Below are 16,406 nucleotides of genomic sequence, written 5' to 3' on the forward strand. Positions count from 1 at the left end.
GAAATGGTGGGTTCTTCACATGAAAAAGCCGGGCGCGAGGCCCGGCTTTCCGTTTGTGCACTGCAACTTTAGCAAATATTAATGCATGGCCCCGAAAACCGACGTCGGTTTTCGGAAAGGACCATGCATAAGTCCCAAGTGTTAGAGCGTCCTTTGCGCGTCCAATTGGACGCGCGGCGCTCTAATGCGCAAGCGGCTTTCCAGCGTCGTCGGCACTGTCGGTCGAGGCCGGCGGATTGACCGGTTCGACCCATTCGATCGGCTCCGGCATACGCACCAGAGCGTGGCGCAACACCTCACCGACGCGTGAGACCGGAATGATTTCCATGCCGTTCTTCACATTGTCTGGAATCTCCGCCAGATCCTTGGCGTTGTCTTCCGGGATCAGCACCTTCTTGATGCCACCGCGCAGTGCGGCAAGCAGCTTCTCCTTCAGGCCACCGATCGGCAAGATGCGGCCGCGAAGCGTTATCTCGCCAGTCATCGCCACATCGGCCCGGACCGGAATACCGGTCATTACCGATACAATGGCAGTCGCCATGGCAGCACCCGCGGACGGGCCATCCTTTGGCGTGGCGCCCTCCGGCAAGTGGACGTGGATGTCGCGCTTGTCGAACAGCGGCGGCTCGATGCCGAAATCGATGGCGCGCGAGCGGACATAGGAGGCCGCCGCCGAGATCGATTCCTTCATCACGTCGCGCAGATTGCCGGTCACCGTCATGCGGCCTTTGCCGGGCATCATGACGCCTTCGACCGTCAGCAGCTCGCCGCCGACTTCCGTCCAGGCAAGACCGGTAACGACACCGACCTGATCGTCAGCCTCGACCTGGCCGAAGCGGAAGCGCTGGACACCGAGGTAGTCAGCGAGGTTCGCCGCCGTGATGCTCACCGTCTTCTTCTTCGTCTTCAGGATCTCGGTCACCGCCTTGCGCCCAAGCTTCATCAGCTCGCGCTCCAGGCTCCGGACGCCCGCTTCACGGGTGTAGGTCTGGATGATGGCGCGGATCGCATCCTCGCCGACGGAGAATTCCTTCGGCTGCAGCGCGTGATCGCGGATCACCTTCGGCATCAGGTGCCGCTTGGCGATTTCGATCTTCTCGTCCTCGGTGTAGCCGGCGATACGGATGATCTCCATGCGGTCCATCAAGGGCGCAGGGATGTTCAGCGTGTTCGCCGTCGTCACGAACATCACGCTCGACAGGTCGTATTCGACCTCGAGGTAATGGTCCATGAACGTCGAGTTCTGCTCGGGATCGAGCACCTCGAGCAGCGCCGACGACGGATCGCCACGGAAGTCCTGGCCCATCTTGTCGATCTCGTCGAGCAGGAAGAGCGGATTGGACTTCTTCGCCTTCTTCATCGACTGGATGACCTTGCCGGGCATCGAGCCGATATAGGTGCGCCGATGGCCACGGATCTCGGCTTCGTCACGCACGCCGCCGAGCGCCATGCGGATGAATTCGCGACCGGTCGCCTTGGCGATCGATTTGCCGAGCGAGGTCTTGCCGACGCCGGGAGGGCCGACGAGGCACAGGATCGGCCCCTTCAGCTTCTTCTGACGGCTCTGCACGGCCAGATACTCGACGATGCGGTCCTTGACCTTGTCGAGACCGAAGTGATCGGTGTCGAGCACGTTCTGGGCATAGGCCAGGTCCTGCTTGACCTTGGAGTTCTTGCCCCACGGGATCGACAGCAGCCAATCGAGATAGTTGCGCACGACGGTCGATTCCGCCGACATCGGCGACATCGTCCGCAGCTTCTTCAACTCGGCTTCCGCCTTTTCGCGGGCCTCCTTGGAGAGCTTGGTCTTCTTGATGCGCGCCTCGATCTCAGCGGCCTCGTCGCGGCCGTCCTCGCCTTCGCCGAGCTCCTTCTGGATCGCCTTCATCTGCTCGTTGAGGTAGTATTCGCGCTGCGTCTTCTCCATCTGGCGCTTGACGCGCGAGCGGATGCGCTTCTCCACCTGCAGGACGGAGATTTCGGCTTCCATGAAGCCCATCGCCTTTTCCAGCCGCTCCTTGACCGAGAGCGTGGCCAGCATTTCCTGCTTTTCAGGGATCTTGATGGCGAGATGCGAGGCAACCGTATCGGCGAGCTTGGAATAGTCGTCGATCTGGCTGGCAGCACCCACCACTTCAGGCGAGATCTTCTTGTTCAGCTTGACGTAGTTTTCGAAGTCGGTGACGACCGAACGGGCGAGCGCCTCGACCTCGACCTCTTCTTCTTCCGGCTCGACCAGCGCCGTGGCGCGGGCTTCGTGGAAATCGGGACGGTCGGTGAACGATACGATCTTCGCACGCGAAGCGCCCTCGACCAGAACCTTGACGGTGCCGTCGGGCAGCTTCAGCAATTGCAGCACATTGGCGAGCGTGCCGATGTCGAAGATCGCATCGGGCTCGGGATCGTCATCGGCGGCATTCATCTGGGTGGCAAGCAGGATCTGCTTTTCCTGACCCATCACCTCTTCCAGCGCCTTGATCGACTTTTCACGCCCGACAAAGAGCGGAACGATCATGTGCGGAAACACCACGATGTCGCGCAGTGGGAGGACTGCGAAGACGCCGTCGCTGGGAGCCTTGGATATTTTGGCCATTGTCCAACCTTTCATGTCGCGGCCACCATCAGGCCAACCGCGAATCTCATATTAACGACCGAGGATCGTTCCGCCTACCACCGTTTGTGACGGGAGTTTTACAGCACAGAATTCGGCACCTCGGCCTTCCAGTGTTAGGTGGATGCACATAGGGCAAAGATCAAGAGTTAACATCGCCGGCAAATCCACTCCATCGCTGACGTCGTGTGCCCTTCACAGCAAAACGGCGCCGCAACGGCGCCGTTCCACAAAAATATGGGGTCAGTTGCCATATCAGGCGCTGACATTGCCCTTCTTTTCCTTCTGTTCGGAGTAGATGTAGAGCGGCCGGGCGCTGCCGGTCACCACTTCCTCCGAAATCACCACTTCGCGCACGCCTTCGAGCGCGGGCAGTTCGAACATGGTGTCGAGCAGGATCGCTTCCATGATCGAGCGCAGGCCGCGGGCGCCGGTCTTGCGCTCGATGGCGCGCTTGGCGATCGCCGACAGCGCATTCTCGTGGAAGGTCAGGTCGACATTTTCCATCTCGAACAGCCGCTGATACTGCTTGACCAGCGCGTTCTTCGGCTCGGTCAGGATCTGGATGAGCGCCGGCTCGTCAAGGTCTTCCAGCGTCGCCAGAACCGGCAGACGGCCGACGAACTCCGGAATGAGGCCGAACTTCAACAGATCCTCGGGCTCGACCAGGCGGAACACGTCACCAGTGCGACGATCCTCCGGCGAAGCGACGATGGCGCCGAAGCCGATCGAGGTCTTTCTGCCGCGATCCGAGATGATCTTGTCCAGGCCGGCAAAGGCGCCGCCGCAGATGAACAGGATGTTGGCGGTGTCGACCTGCAGGAATTCCTGCTGAGGATGCTTCCTGCCGCCCTGCGGCGGCACGGAGGCGACCGTGCCTTCCATGATCTTCAGCAGTGCCTGCTGTACGCCCTCGCCCGACACGTCGCGGGTGATCGAGGGATTGTCGGACTTGCGCGAAATCTTGTCGATCTCGTCGATGTAAACGATGCCGCGCTGGGCGCGTTCGACATTGTAGTCGGCCGACTGCAGCAGCTTCAGGATGATGTTCTCGACGTCCTCGCCGACATAACCGGCTTCGGTCAGCGTCGTGGCGTCAGCCATGGTGAAGGGCACGTCGATGATGCGGGCCAGCGTCTGCGCGAGCAGCGTCTTGCCGCAACCGGTCGGGCCGATCAGCAGGATGTTCGACTTCGCCAGCTCGACATCGTTGTTCTTGCCGGCATGCGCGAGGCGCTTGTAGTGGTTGTGGACGGCCACCGACAGCACGCGCTTGGCGTAGGGCTGGCCGATGACGTAGTCGTCGAGAACCTTGAGGATCTCCTGCGGTGTCGGCACGCCCTCGCGCGACTTCACCATCGAGGTTTTGTTCTCCTCGCGGATGATGTCCATGCAGAGCTCGACGCATTCGTCGCAGATGAAGACCGTCGGACCGGCGATCAGCTTGCGCACCTCATGCTGGCTTTTGCCGCAAAACGAGCAATAAAGCGTGTTCTTCGAGTCACCGCCGTTGTTGCCGACCTTGCTCATTTTCCTGTCCTTTCATGGCCGCCCGCCGATGGTCTGGCTGAAAGGGCGCATATTCTATCTATCGCGGGAATCCGCCGCCGCCAGTGTCCCGGCTCCCGCAACGTATTCCGTACGAAACACAAATCAGAAAACGTGGCAATGATTCGCAGCAACCCTACACAAAGCTAAGCCGTCGAAAATCAACATAGCCTTAACGTAGGCAATCCCGACCGTCGAGGGAACAGCCAATTGTGGCCGAAATGCCGCAAGAGACGCCAAAAGCGCGTGATGGTGCCATCCAACTGCCACCCAGCCCTTATGCCACGGCGGCTTCAGGCGGCTCGCGCGACGAAATGACCTTGTCGATGAGGCCGAAATCCTTGGCTTCGTCGGCGGTCATGAAATGGTCGCGGTCGAGCGTGCGTTCAATCTCCTCGTAGGTCTTGCCGGTGTGCTTGACGTAGACCTCGTTGAGACGGCGCTTCAGCTTGACGATGTCCATGGCGTGGCGCTCGATGTCGGAAGCCTGGCCCTGGAAGCCGCCCGATGGCTGGTGAACCATGATGCGGGCGTTCGGTGTGGCGAAGCGCATGTCCTTGTGGCCGGCGGTCAGGAGCAGCGAACCCATCGAGGCGGCCTGGCCGATGCAGAGCGTCGACACGGCCGGCTTGATGAACTGCATGGTGTCATAGATCGCCATGCCCGAAGTGACGACGCCGCCCGGCGAATTGATGTAGAGGTTGATTTCCTTCTTCGGGTTCTCGGCTTCGAGGAACAAAAGCTGCGCGCAGACCAGCGTCGCCATGCCGTCCTCGACCGGACCGGTGATGAAAATGATGCGCTCCTTGAGGAGGCGCGAGAAAATGTCGTAGGCCCGCTCGCCGCGATTGGTCTGTTCGACCACCATCGGAACGAGGTTCATGTAGGTTTCGACGGGGTTCTTCATCAGATGTCTCTTATCTCGCGGTGGGATTCCGGCGCCGGAATACCGGCAGATCGGGCAGAATCGGGACTGGATCGTTATTCCGTAGATAGGATGCCGGCTCATCCTTGTGCAAGGCCGACCCGTCCTAGCCATCTGGGTAAGTCGAATCAAGCTTTACGGCCAAGGATTCGCATCGCCGGACGCCTGCGCCGGCCTGGGGCAGACGGTACCGGCCCGCAGCGTAGCAGTTTCTTAACCGCGTCACTTAACGAAATGCGCCGAAACCGCTTTTCTCCGGGACCGCCTCCCCTACAATTCAACGTTGAACTTATGCCTGCAGTTCAAACAGGGGGAGTGTCATGTTCAGGAGAAGCGCATCCTTCGCATTTGCCGGGCTGGCCATGCTCGGCACAACTTCGCAGACGGCGGCCGGCGGCCGCGCCGTCGAATGCTACGAACCGGTCCGCACGCCGGCCGTTTACGACACGGTCTATGAAGACGTGATGGTCAGCCCACCCGGCCAGCAGGTCGACTACACCCCACCCATCTACGGTACGCGGGAACGCGTGGTGATGACCGTCCCGGCGCAGGTGAGCTACGAGGTCGTGCCCGCCATCACCCGCACCGTCTATCACACGGTGCAAGTCGACGACGGCGGCTATTCCTGGGAATGGCGCGTCATCCATGGCCGCAAGGTGCTGTGCAAGACCTGGCACAAGGCACGCTACGAACGCGTCGCCGAGACGGTGGTGATCCAGCCGGAGCGCACGCGGCGTGTCGTTACTCCGGCACAGTACGACAAGATTGCCGAGGAGGTGCTGATACAGCCGGAACAAAGGCGCATTATCGATGTGCCTGCCTCCTACCAGACCGTCGCGCGGCGCGTGGTGGTCAGGGAAGGGTCATCCGGTTGGCGGCGCGTGCATATTCCCAGGCATTGCCAGGATTAGGTCAGACCACCTCCGCCCGCAGCCAACGCTTCAGGCCAGCGACATCACCATCGCCGACCGCCGCTGCAACGCGCCTGCCTATCGCCGCGCCGAATTTGTAGCCGTGGCCGGAGCAGGCCGATACAACGAGGCATTTTCCGCGCTCATAGGCGAAGAATTTCTCGTCATCCGTGAAGGTGTAGGCGCAGGTGACGACCTCGGTCACCGCGTATTCCTCGATCCGGGCGATCGGTGGCGAAAACAGGTTGCGGATCGCCTTGCCCTCGCCCGCCACCGGGTCACGGTTCCAGTCGGCGTCGCTGGTCGGCACTTTGTGCAGGCCCGAGCCGAATTTCATGCCGGCGCCGCCGGAGATCGGGATCGCGTAGCCGTCAACCGCGCCGCCGATATCGAGGACGACCGGCGCGACCTCCCAGGCCGCCTTCAAGTCGGCTGGCGGTTCGACATAGGCAAGGGCTGTCCGATAGGTCTTCAACTCGCCGTCCAGCTCCGGAAACAGTTTCAGCACCCAGGCACCGGCGGCGACGACGATGCGGTCGGCCTGCATGGTCTCGCCGCTTTCCAGCACGATATGGCCCGCCTCGGCATCGATCTTCGTCACCTGGCTCCGTTCGTAGACATTGGCGCCGTTGGCGCGCAGCCAAGCGGCAAGCCCGGACGCGATCTTGCGGCAGTGGAGCGCGCCGCCTTCCGGCGAATAGTAGGCATAGCGGAACGAGCCCGGCTCAAGGAAAGGCCAGCGCTTGACCGCGGCGTCGGGCTCGAACAGTTCGAAAGGAAAATTCCCCGCTTCCAGGCCCTCGCGGTACTCTTCTGCCTCGTCGCCCGGCTCACGCGAAATGCAGACAAAACCGCGCGCATCGAGATGGCTTTCGCCGAGATCGGCCCACATCTCGTCCCAGGCCTGATAGGCCTCGGTGATCAGCCGGCCATAGCCGCTTCCGGCGCGGTAGGCGCGGCGGATGACGCGATGATGGTCGCCCGACGCCGCCAGTGGATTGGGAATAGGCCCCTGTTCGACGATCGAGACGCTGTGGCCGGCCTTGACCAGCGACCATGCCGTCGAGAGACCGGCAATACCCGCGCCGACAACGATCACATTCATCCGCTCAGACCTTCCGCAGCCGCACTGGCTGGCTCAACTCATGGGGTATTGCGCGCCAACATACGGTCTGGAAACGGGCTGGCAAGCCGCGCTATGGGTCTGGCATGACCAAATTGACGCTGCCCTATCTGGCCTTTGATCCAGCCACCCGCCGGCTGCGGCTCGCCCCGCACGAGCCGGCTTTCTTCCTGAACCCGTACGAGGCCTATGGCTTCCTGCATGGCGTAGCGAATGCCTTCTTCTGGGAGGAATTCGGCTTCTGGTGCTTTGGCGGCTTCGACGATGTTAACCGGCTGCTGCGCGACCGCCGCTTCGGTCGCCAAAATCCGGCCGGCATTCCCGACAGTCGCGGCAACGGCGAGGACCGCAGCCATCTCAAGGCGTTCGACGGCATAGAAGCGAACTCCATGCTGGAGCTGGAACCACCGGTGCACACGCGGCTGAGAACGCTGGTCAACCGGGCCTTCGTCTCGCGCCAGGTCGGTCCCATCAAATGGTCGCCATGTACATTCATGGCCGCACGCGCGAAACCGAAGAGACGGCCAATCGCGCCGCAAGCCAATTTGCCGATTTCCTGCGCGGTTACGTCACCGAGCGCCGCAAGAATCCCGGCGACGACCTGCTGTCGCTGCTGATTTCGGCGCAGGAGGACGGCCAAAAGCTGTCCGAGGATGAAATGGTGTCCTCGGCGATCCTGCTGCTCAATGCCGGCCACGAGGCGACCGTGCACCAGACCGGCAATGCGGTGCGTTCTATCCTGGCACAAGGCGGCGATCCGCGACGCTTCTTCACCTCGGCGGAAGCGGCTGCTGCCACCGTCGAGGAATGCCTGCGCTTCGACGCGCCGCTGCACATGTTCATGCGCTACGCCTATCAGGAGATCGAGATTGCGCCCGGCATCGTCGTGCAGCCGGGCCAGGCGATCGGGCTTTTGCTCGGCATGGCCAATCATGATCCGCGCGCCTTCGCCGAACCGCACGTCTTCCGGCCTGATAGAACCGACCAGAAGAACGTGTCCTTCGGCGCCGGCATCCATTTTTGCATCGGGGCCCCGCTGGCTCGGCTCGAACTGCAGGTGTCGCTGAAGACTTTGTTCGAACGGCATCCGCAACTGCATCTTGCCGAACAGCCCCGCTTCCGCGACACTTACCACTTCCATGGGTTGGAAACGCTCGCTGTCGGTTTCTGAACGATCGCGGGCCTGGGGCTGCGCGATGAGACTGTTTTGGAGACCGGCGACGGCGTTCGCATTGGCATTGCTATGCGTCTGCCTGGGGGCGGCGCGCGCCCAGCAGCCGGAAAACATCCCTTGGGAGAACAGCATGGCCATCGCCCAGAAAATGGCGATGAGCCTTCTGGAGCGGCAGACCGGATCGAAGGGCCTGCCGCTGGCGTCCTTCGCCATCGAGGTCGACCTCAATCTCGATGGCATCCCGGAAATCTTCGCCTACCGCTACGCGCCTGGCTGCGACGGCATCAAATGCGGCAACTTCCTGTTCGTCCTGGAAGGCGACAGCTATCACGAGTTTCTCGGCGACATTCCCGGCGCGAGGTTGGTGCCACAGGACAAGATCGGGCTCAGTCCTTTCAAGCGGAACGGCTTTCTCGACATCCAGTCCGACAAGATGACGATCGGCTGGGATGGAACGCGCTACGTCGACGCTTCCACCTTTCCAGCCTCGACGCTCGATGGCGCTGCCTTCGTGGCTGCCTGCCAGAAAAGCAAGTTGAGCGAGCAGCCGGCCGAGGGCGAAGCGGAACAGGTGGCCACGGGATGCCAATGCCAGTTCAACCGATTTCAGGTCGTCGGCTTCAAACAGGCCGACCTTGACGCCTATACGGCTTCGATTGCCGGGCAGGAAGTCGAGTATCCAATAGGCGACAAGGAGGATGCCTGGCTCGCCCTGTCGAAAAGCGCCCAGGACGTCTCCATCGGCTGCGATGTCGCGAGTGGCAAAAGCCAGTGGCCGCCCGCCTATTTCAACCATGGCGACCAACCGCAGCAGAAGCTGAACTTCGGCGCATTTCTCGATGCCTGTCCGGCGCAGGATTTCATCCTGACCAACCACAAGACCGGCTCGGCTGATCGTGCGCTCAGCCTTTGCGGCTGCCTTGCCCGCGAAATCCCGACCTATGGCGTCAGCCAGCAGGGGCTCGACCTCCTGGCGCAGTATTATCGCGACGAGATATCGGATGCCGATCTCGAAGCGCAGGACGCCGATTTGCTGACCGCGCACGACAAGGCGTCGGAAGCCTGCCTCAGCCAGTTTCCGGCGAAGTAGCTGGCCTGAACATGACACCCGACCACCGGAACCAATGACCGCAATGAAATTCGCTTTCCTGGAAGAGCCGCCATTTTGCTTTACCGACGCATCGGCCGAGGTTTCGGGCTGTGACGTCGAGCTTGCGCGAAGGGTCAGCGGCATGCTTGGCTTCAAGGATTTTACTGCGATCGGAACCGAATTCGCCGAATTGTTGCCAGGACTGGTGAACGGCCGCTGGACCATGACGACCGGGCTGTTCGTCTCCGATGAGCGCAGGCAGATTGTCGACTTCACCCGACCGATCTGGTCTTTGCAGGATGGGTTGCTGGTCATGCAAGGCAATCCGTGCGGCTTCGACGGCTATCAATCGATCGCGAAAGATCCCACCGCCTTGATCGGCGTCATCACCGATCAGGTTCAGCATCTCACGGCATTGCGGAATGGCGTCTCACCCAGCCAGATCAGGCTGTTCACGACGCAGGCGGATGCAGCGCGGGCTGTCGCCGACGGCGTGGTGCATGCCTATGCCAGCGTTGCCATGGCGCACCGAGGTTATCTGGCGCGGCAACCCGAAATGCCGCTTGGGCTTGTCGAGGTAGCCGCGGCTGAAAAACAGCCATCGGCCGGCGCCTTCGCGATCGCCGGGGATAATGCCGACCTGCTCCGGCGCATCGATGATTGCCTCGATGAACTGCTCGGCAGCGACTGGCATCGGCGGATGATGGCCCGATACGGATTTTCAGACGGCGATATCGATCGCGTCGTCTGAGCCGGATGCCTACAGCTTGATCACATACTCCTTGCGAGTCGTTTCAAGCACTTCCCAGCTGCCTTTGAAGCCGGGCCTCAGCACGAAACTGTCGCCGGACTTGACAGTGCGCGCTTGCCCACCGTCCTCCGCGATAACGGAAACGCCGGACAGGATGTGGCAGAACTCCCACTCGTCATAGACGATGCGCCACTTGCCGGGAGTCGATTCCCAGATGCCGGCGTAAAGGCCGCCGTCCCGGTCCTCGACATTCCAGGTGCGGAACTTCGGATCGCCCGAGATCAGCCGATCCGGCGCCGGTGCACCGGATTCGGGTTCGACGCTTTTGGTGTCGACAGAAAGGAACGCGGCCATCCCCGATCAGACCTTGGCGAGCGCCTGTTCGAGGTCGGCGACGATGTCGGTGACATCCTCGATGCCGATGGAAAGCCGCACCGTGTCCGGGCCGGCTCCGGCCTTGACCTTCTGCTCGTCGGAAAGCTGGCGGTGCGTGGTCGAGGCCGGGTGGATGACCAACGACTTGGTGTCGCCGACGTTAGCCAGGTGCGAAAACAGTTCCAGCGCCTCGACGAATTTGACGCCGGCTTCGTAGCCGCCCTTGAGGCCGAAGGTGAACACGGCGCCGGCGCCCAACGGCGAATATTTCTTCTGCAGCGCGTTGTTCTTGTCGCTGGGCAGGCCGGGATAGTTCACCCAGGCGACCTTCGGATGGTTCGACAGCCAGCCGGCGACCGTGACGGCATTGTCGCAATGGCGCTGCATGCGCAGCGGCAAGGTTTCGAGGCCAGTCAGGATGAGGAAGGCGTTGAACGGCGAGATCGCCGGGCCGAGATCGCGCAGGCCGAGCACGCGCGCGGCAATGGCGAAGGCGAAATTGCCGAAGGTTTCGTGCAGGACGAGGCCGCCATATTCGGGGCGCGGCTCCGACAGCATCGGGTATTTGCCCGATTTCGACCAGTCGAAGGTGCCGCCATCGACAATGACGCCGCCGATCGAATTGCCATGGCCGCCGATGAACTTGGTCAGCGAGTGCACGACGATGTCGGCGCCGTGCTCGATCGGCCGGATCAGGTAGGGCGAGGCCAGCGTGTTGTCGACGATCAGCGGCAGGCCGTGCTTGCGCGCGATCTCGCCGATCTTCTCGATATCGACAAAGGTGCCGCCGGGATTGGCCAGGCTCTCGATGAAGATCGCCTTGGTCCTGTCGTCGATCTGGCTTTCGAAGGTCGAGATGTCGTTGGTGTCGGCCCAGCGCACCTCCCAGCCATAATTCTTGAAGGCGTGGCCGAACTGGTTGATCGAGCCACCATAAAGTCTGGTCGCAGCGACGAAATTGTCGCCCGGCTGCATCAGATTGTGGAACACGATGACCTGCGCGGCGTGGCCGGAGGCGACCGCCAAGGCGGCCGTGCCGCCCTCAAGGGCCGCGACGCGCTCTTCCAGCACCGCCTGGGTCGGGTTCATGATGCGGGTGTAGATGTTGCCGAAGGCCTTGAGGCCGAACAGCGATGCGGCGTGGTCGGCATCGTCGAAGACGAAGGAGGTCGTCTGGTAGATCGGCGTGGCGCGCGCGCCGGTGGCCGGATCGGGCTTGGCGCCGGCATGGACAGCGAGCGTGTTGAAACCAGGCGAACGGGTCACTGAAACCTCCCTTTTTGAAACTCTAGAAATCGCCGGGCATTCTTGGCGAAGGCCGTAGGCGAATGCAAAGAAGAAAATACCTTTCGGCGAACGATCTGTGACGAACGCACCATAAAATCCATTTATTCCCGGAATATTTTTGCGCCTATTTCTGGCGCACGCCAAAACTCTGGAAGCCCTGGCGCATCAGCGGCTTCTTCGACGACAGCACGCCGGAATTGACGCCGGTCCAGCCGATCTCGCCGGACAGCTTGCCATATTCGATCTTGGGACAGCGGTTCATCACCACCTTGATGCCGGCGGCCTCAGCGCGCGCGGCTGCCTCGTCATGGCGCACGCCAAGCTGCATCCAGATGACTTTGGGCAAGGGATCGAGCCGCAACACCTCGTCGACGATACCTGGCACCGCGGTTGCGGCGCGAAAAATGTCGACCATGTCGATGGGCTCTGGAATGTCGGCGAGGCTGGCATAGGTCATCCGGCCAAGAATTTCCTTGCCGGCCTGGCCTGGATTGATCGGGATCACCGAAAAGCCCTTGGCCAGCAGATATTTCAGCACGAAAAAACTCGGCCGCACGTCATTGGCGGACGCGCCGACCATGGCGATGGTCTTCACCGAATTGAGGATGCCGCCGATATAGGCATTGTCGTAGCTATCGTGATTCATGCCTCGTCCTCATACAACGCCTCGGCGAGAAAACCATCCGGGTCATTGCTGAAATCGCGCAACATGCGGAAGTGGTCGGTATCACGAAAGTCGGCGGGCTCGAGCCCAAACCGGCTGATGCGGAACAGCTGCGCCCCGGGACAAGCCATTAGCAGCGGCGAGTGCGTCGCCATGATCACTTGCGCAGTGCCGGACTGGTCCATGCGCCGCAGCATCTTCAGCAGTTCGATCTGGCGCGACGGCGACAGCGCGCTTTCCGGCTCGTCGAGAATGTAGATACCTTGCCTACGGCACCGCTCCTCGAAGAAACGGATAAACCCCTCGCCATGCGACCAGGACAGGAAGTCCGGGGGCGGTGGCTTGAACGGGTCTTCCAGCGCCGCCTGATCGAGGTAGCGGGCGACCGAATAGAAGGATTCGGCGCGAAAGAACCAGCCGGCGGTGACTTTTGGCAGCCAGTGGCCACGGAATGTGTTCGCCAAAGCGGCGCCGCTCTGGTCGATGGCACTGGAATGGTCGACCGGGCGGTAGCCCTTGCCGCCGCCGGCCTCGTCATAGCCGGCCAAAGCGCCGATCGCCTCAAGAAGCGTGGATTTGCCGGTGCCGTTCTCGCCGACGATGATGGTGATGGGCGTGGTGAACTCGAGCTCGAACTCGCGGCCGCGAAACAGCGGCAGGTTCCAGGGATATTTTTCCCAGTCCGCCACCCGCTCGGGGTCAAGCAGGATGCGCTTGAGATAGGGCGCCTTGAGCCGCGTCAGCTGCTTGCGGTAGGCCATCACGTGATCATCATCATTTAGGCAGCGAAATCGTGCCGTCTTCCGCGATCGGAAAGGCCGGATTGTGCGCCACTTCCCAGACATGGCCGTCGGCATCGGCGAAATAGCCGTACCAGCCGCCCCAGAAGGCGCGGCCGGCCGGCTTGACGATCTTACCGCCGGCCTTCTCGGCCATGGCGAGCACCTCATCGACTTCGGCATCGGAGCGGGTGTTGTAGGCGAGATAGACGGCGGAAGGCGCCCTGGCGAAGGCGATGCCGGAATCCTGTTCGGCGCTCTTGCGTGGAAACAGGCCGAGAATGGCGCCGCCCATCTGGAAGAAGGCGACACCGTCGGTGATGCCGGCATGGCGTTTCAGGCCCATCGCCTCGTAGAAGCGCACCGCGCGGTCAAGATCGTCCGTCGCGATGGTGATGATGGAGATGCGCGGTTGCACGACTACTCGTCCGTCCATTCCGGCTTGCGCTTGCCGATGAAGGCGCCGATGCCTTCCTCCGCGTCACGCGCCAGCATGTTCTCCACCATGATGCGGCCGGTATAGGCATAGGCGTCCGCCAGCCCCATTTCGGCCTGCGCGTAAAAGGCTTCCTTGCCGGTCTTGACCACCAAAGATGATTTGGAAGCAATGGTTTGCGCGTATTTGGTGACGATCTGATTCAGGTATTCGCGCGGCACGACACGGTTGACCAGGCCGAAGTCCTTGGCCGTTGCCGCATCGATCGTCTCGCCGGTCAGGAGCATCTCCATCGCCTGCTTGCGCGAGACGTTGCGCGACAGCGCCACCATCGGCGTCGAGCAGAACAGGCCGATGTTGACGCCCGGCGTGCAGAACGTCGCCTCATGCGAGGCGATCGCCAGATCGCAACTCGCGACCAATTGAAGCCCGGCGGCGGTCGCCAGGCCGTCGACTTCGGCAATCACCGGCTTGGGATGGCGCACGATCGTCTGCATCAGCACGGCGCAAGCGGCAAAGGTCTCTTCAAAGAAGGCCTTGCCGCGATCGGCGTCGGCACGGCGCGCCGTCATTTCCTTGAGATCATGGCCGGCGCAGAACACTTTTCCCGCCGCCGACAGCACGATGACACGAACAGCCTTGTTGGCCTTGGCGCGCTCTAGTTCCGCCGTCAGCGCCGCCATCACCGCCAGCGACAAAGCGTTGGCGGGTGGATTGGCGATCGTCAGGCGCAGCACGCCCTTGCCCAGTTGTGCGACAACCGGACCTTCAACTGCAGCAGGTTTGATGGCAAGGATTTCGGCCATGGCTAAGGTCTCCACGATTCCGGTCGGGTTGGCAGACTATCTAATATCGGATCGGGTTTCATCCAACACCCATCGCTTGCGCCAGCAGGATGAAGATGTTGCCAGAAACACTCCGCTGCGCTCATACAGGCCAAGAGTAAACCGAGAGACCGACATGCCCGCCCAGACCAACCTCAAGCCGGTGCTGAACGCAGCGCAAGTCAATGCGCTGATGGCGACCGTGTTTCCGCAACTCAACGAGAGTTCCGCCGCCTATGAGGCGATCGACGTGTTTCCCGGGGGCTGCATCGTGCGGCTCAATGCCAATGAGCGGCATCTGCGTCCCGGCGGAACGGTGTCAGGCCCTGCCCTGTTCACGCTGGCCGACATTGGTGGCTATGTTTGTGTGCTCTCACATGCCGGGCCGGATGCGCTCTCGGTCACCACCAACCTCAACATCAACTTCGTGCGCAAGGCCGAGGCCGGGCCGATCGATGGCCATTGCCGCATCCTGAAGCTGGGAAAGAGCCTGATGGTGTTCGACATCGACATCGTCGCGGGCCTGGAAGGCCAGACGATCGCGCATGCCACGGGCACCTATTCGATCCCGCCGAAGCGGGACAGCGATGTGGTAAAATAATACCTTTTACTCAACCTATTGTTTTTGCTTAATCTTTATAGACAGTTGCCTTTTCCCACGCCTTGACGCGATCCCGACCCTCGCCTATAAGCCCTCACGAAGCAGCGGCCCGCAAAGGCCGCCGTTTTGTTATTGGCGGCGGGCAAGCGTCTCATCGCCAATCCAAGCAACAAGAAACGCCTTCCTTATCGTTAGTGGATTGGGGAAGGTCCAAACCGAGAGCAGAAAACATGACAACCTTTTCGCAGAAGCCTGCGGATGTGGTGAAGAAGTGGATCCTGATCGACGCCGAAGGTCTCGTCGTTGGTCGTCTCGCCACTGTCATCGCCAATCATCTTCGCGGCAAGCACAAGCCGACCTTCACCCCGCATGTCGACGACGGCGACAATGTCATCGTCATCAATGCCGACAAGGTGGTGTTCACCGGCAAGAAGTTCACCGACAAGGTCTATTACTGGCACACCGGTCACCCCGGCGGCATCAAGGAGCGCACCGCGCGCCAGCTGCTCGAGGGTCGTTTCCCCGAGCGTGTCGTCGAGAAGGCCGTTGAGCGCATGGTCCCGCGTGGCCCGCTCGGCCGTCGCCAGATGAAGAACCTGCGCGTCTATGCAGGTGCCGAGCATCCGCATGTCGCCCAGCAGCCAGAAGTCCTCGACGTGGCCAAGCTGAATTCCAAGAACAAGAAGGTCGCATAAGATGGCTGAGCTTTCCTCGCTCGCAGAACTGGGCGCCGCCACCGGCAACACGAATACCCAGCCGGCAGCCCCCGTCCACGTCCAGAAGCTCGACAAGTCGGGCCGCGCCTATGCCACCGGCAAGCGCAAGAACGCCATTGCGCGCGTCTGGGTGAAGCCGGGTTCCGGCAAGATCGTCGTCAACGACAAGGAATTCGCGACCTATTTCGCGCGTCCGGTCCTGCAGATGATCCTCAACCAGCCGATCATCGCCTCCAACCGTGCAGGCCAGTACGACATCGTCGCCACCGTCGTCGGCGGCGGCCTCTCCGGCCAGGCCGGTGCGGTTCGTCACGGCATCTCGAAGGCGCTGACCTACTACGAGCCGGCACTGCGCGCCGTGCTCAAGAAGGGTGGCTTCCTGACCCGCGACAGCCGCGTCGTCGAGCGCAAGAAGTACGGCAAGGCGAAGGCCCGCCGCAGCTTCCAGTTCTCGAAGCGCTAAGCGCTCCGCAGTTTTGGACAATCGAAAAGGCCGCCTTCGGGCGGCCTTTTTGCATTTGGCATGCTACCCGGCTGAATGGTCCGCATCGCGGATGAACAGGAACGCGCAGATTGCCGCGAACGCCACCG

General features: G+C 61.7%; 16 protein-coding genes and 1 pseudogene. 7 read left to right on the plus strand and 10 right to left on the minus strand.

All coding sequences use genetic code 11. From position 1 onward, the window contains the following. Positions 1-181 precede the first annotated feature (181 nt). From lon to AC1DX0_RS17690, 3 genes are all read right to left on the minus strand, one after another. Positions 182-2,593 (minus strand): endopeptidase La, encoded by a 2,412-nt coding sequence (gene lon, locus AC1DX0_RS17680; protein WP_477221215.1) that lies wholly within the window; start codon positions 2,591-2,593, stop codon positions 182-184. A gap of 273 nt (positions 2,594-2,866) precedes the next feature. Then, on the minus strand, positions 2,867-4,141 hold the full coding sequence (gene clpX, locus AC1DX0_RS17685; RefSeq protein ID WP_436161829.1) for an ATP-dependent Clp protease ATP-binding subunit ClpX: 1,275 nt from the start codon (positions 4,139-4,141) through the stop codon (positions 2,867-2,869). A gap of 295 nt (positions 4,142-4,436) precedes the next feature. After that, positions 4,437-5,066, minus strand: a complete 630-nt coding sequence (locus AC1DX0_RS17690) for an ATP-dependent Clp protease proteolytic subunit (RefSeq protein ID WP_027042376.1) — start codon at positions 5,064-5,066, stop codon at positions 4,437-4,439. A gap of 338 nt (positions 5,067-5,404) precedes the next feature. Here AC1DX0_RS17690 and AC1DX0_RS17695 point away from each other — a divergent pair, with 338 nt between their 5' ends. Continuing rightward, a complete protein-coding gene (locus AC1DX0_RS17695) occupies positions 5,405-5,995 on the plus strand; it encodes a hypothetical protein (protein WP_477221214.1) in 591 nt (196 codons plus the stop codon). 1 nt (position 5,996) lies between these two features. On the opposite strand, the gene AC1DX0_RS17700 is transcribed toward AC1DX0_RS17695, so the two are convergent. Beyond that, positions 5,997-7,100 (minus strand): NAD(P)/FAD-dependent oxidoreductase, encoded by a 1,104-nt coding sequence (locus AC1DX0_RS17700; RefSeq protein ID WP_477221213.1) that lies wholly within the window; start codon positions 7,098-7,100, stop codon positions 5,997-5,999. Positions 7,101-7,204: 104 nt separating this feature from the next. Between AC1DX0_RS17700 and AC1DX0_RS17705 the strand changes: the two are divergent. The 3 genes and pseudogenes from AC1DX0_RS17705 (at position 7,205) to AC1DX0_RS17715 (ending at position 10,133) form a co-directional block, all read left to right on the plus strand. Next, positions 7,205-8,289 (plus strand): annotated as a pseudogene (locus AC1DX0_RS17705) (cytochrome P450). A gap of 133 nt (positions 8,290-8,422) precedes the next feature. Continuing rightward, positions 8,423-9,382: a hypothetical protein gene (locus AC1DX0_RS17710; RefSeq protein WP_477221212.1), complete on the plus strand. Its 960-nt coding sequence runs from the start codon at positions 8,423-8,425 to the stop codon at positions 9,380-9,382. 43 nt (positions 9,383-9,425) lie between these two features. After that, positions 9,426-10,133 (plus strand): transporter substrate-binding domain-containing protein, encoded by a 708-nt coding sequence (locus AC1DX0_RS17715; RefSeq protein WP_477221211.1) that lies wholly within the window; start codon positions 9,426-9,428, stop codon positions 10,131-10,133. A 9-nt stretch (positions 10,134-10,142) separates the two neighbouring features. Here AC1DX0_RS17715 and AC1DX0_RS17720 read toward each other — a convergent pair whose 3' ends face one another. From AC1DX0_RS17720 to AC1DX0_RS17745, 6 genes are all read right to left on the minus strand, one after another. Beyond that, positions 10,143-10,487 carry a cupin domain-containing protein gene (locus tag AC1DX0_RS17720; RefSeq protein ID WP_477221210.1) on the minus strand — a complete coding sequence of 115 codons (345 nt, stop codon included), beginning with the start codon at positions 10,485-10,487 and terminating at the stop codon, positions 10,143-10,145. A gap of 6 nt (positions 10,488-10,493) precedes the next feature. Further along, positions 10,494-11,774, minus strand: coding sequence for an O-acetylhomoserine aminocarboxypropyltransferase (locus tag AC1DX0_RS17725; RefSeq protein ID WP_477221209.1), 1,281 nt, complete (start codon positions 11,772-11,774; stop codon positions 10,494-10,496). Positions 11,775-11,919: 145 nt separating this feature from the next. Continuing rightward, entirely contained in the window at positions 11,920-12,441 is a 522-nt protein-coding gene (locus AC1DX0_RS17730) for a CoA-binding protein (RefSeq protein WP_027042367.1), read from the minus strand. Beyond that, positions 12,438-13,220 carry an AAA family ATPase gene (locus AC1DX0_RS17735; RefSeq protein WP_477221208.1) on the minus strand — a complete coding sequence of 261 codons (783 nt, stop codon included), beginning with the start codon at positions 13,218-13,220 and terminating at the stop codon, positions 12,438-12,440. Before AC1DX0_RS17735 ends, AC1DX0_RS17730 begins: the two co-directional genes overlap by 4 nt. A gap of 13 nt (positions 13,221-13,233) precedes the next feature. After that, positions 13,234-13,656, minus strand: a complete 423-nt coding sequence (locus tag AC1DX0_RS17740) for a VOC family protein (RefSeq protein WP_477221461.1) — start codon at positions 13,654-13,656, stop codon at positions 13,234-13,236. A gap of 2 nt (positions 13,657-13,658) precedes the next feature. Continuing rightward, entirely contained in the window at positions 13,659-14,480 is an 822-nt protein-coding gene (locus AC1DX0_RS17745) for an enoyl-CoA hydratase (protein ID WP_477221207.1), read from the minus strand. A gap of 154 nt (positions 14,481-14,634) precedes the next feature. Between AC1DX0_RS17745 and AC1DX0_RS17750 the strand changes: the two genes are divergently transcribed. The 3 genes from AC1DX0_RS17750 to rpsI all read left to right on the plus strand — a co-directional run bounded on the left by AC1DX0_RS17750 (position 14,635) and on the right by rpsI (position 16,278). After that, on the plus strand, positions 14,635-15,099 hold the full coding sequence (locus tag AC1DX0_RS17750) for a PaaI family thioesterase (protein ID WP_477221206.1): 465 nt from the start codon (positions 14,635-14,637) through the stop codon (positions 15,097-15,099). Positions 15,100-15,329: 230 nt separating this feature from the next. After that, on the plus strand, positions 15,330-15,794 hold the full coding sequence (gene rplM, locus AC1DX0_RS17755; RefSeq protein WP_010915638.1) for a 50S ribosomal protein L13: 465 nt from the start codon (positions 15,330-15,332) through the stop codon (positions 15,792-15,794). Position 15,795: 1 nt separating this feature from the next. Next, positions 15,796-16,278: a 30S ribosomal protein S9 gene (rpsI, locus tag AC1DX0_RS17760; protein ID WP_027042360.1), complete on the plus strand. Its 483-nt coding sequence runs from the start codon at positions 15,796-15,798 to the stop codon at positions 16,276-16,278. Positions 16,279-16,406: the final 128 nt, after the last annotated feature.

The sequence above is a fragment of the Mesorhizobium sp. P3_A9 genome, assembly GCF_056402975.1.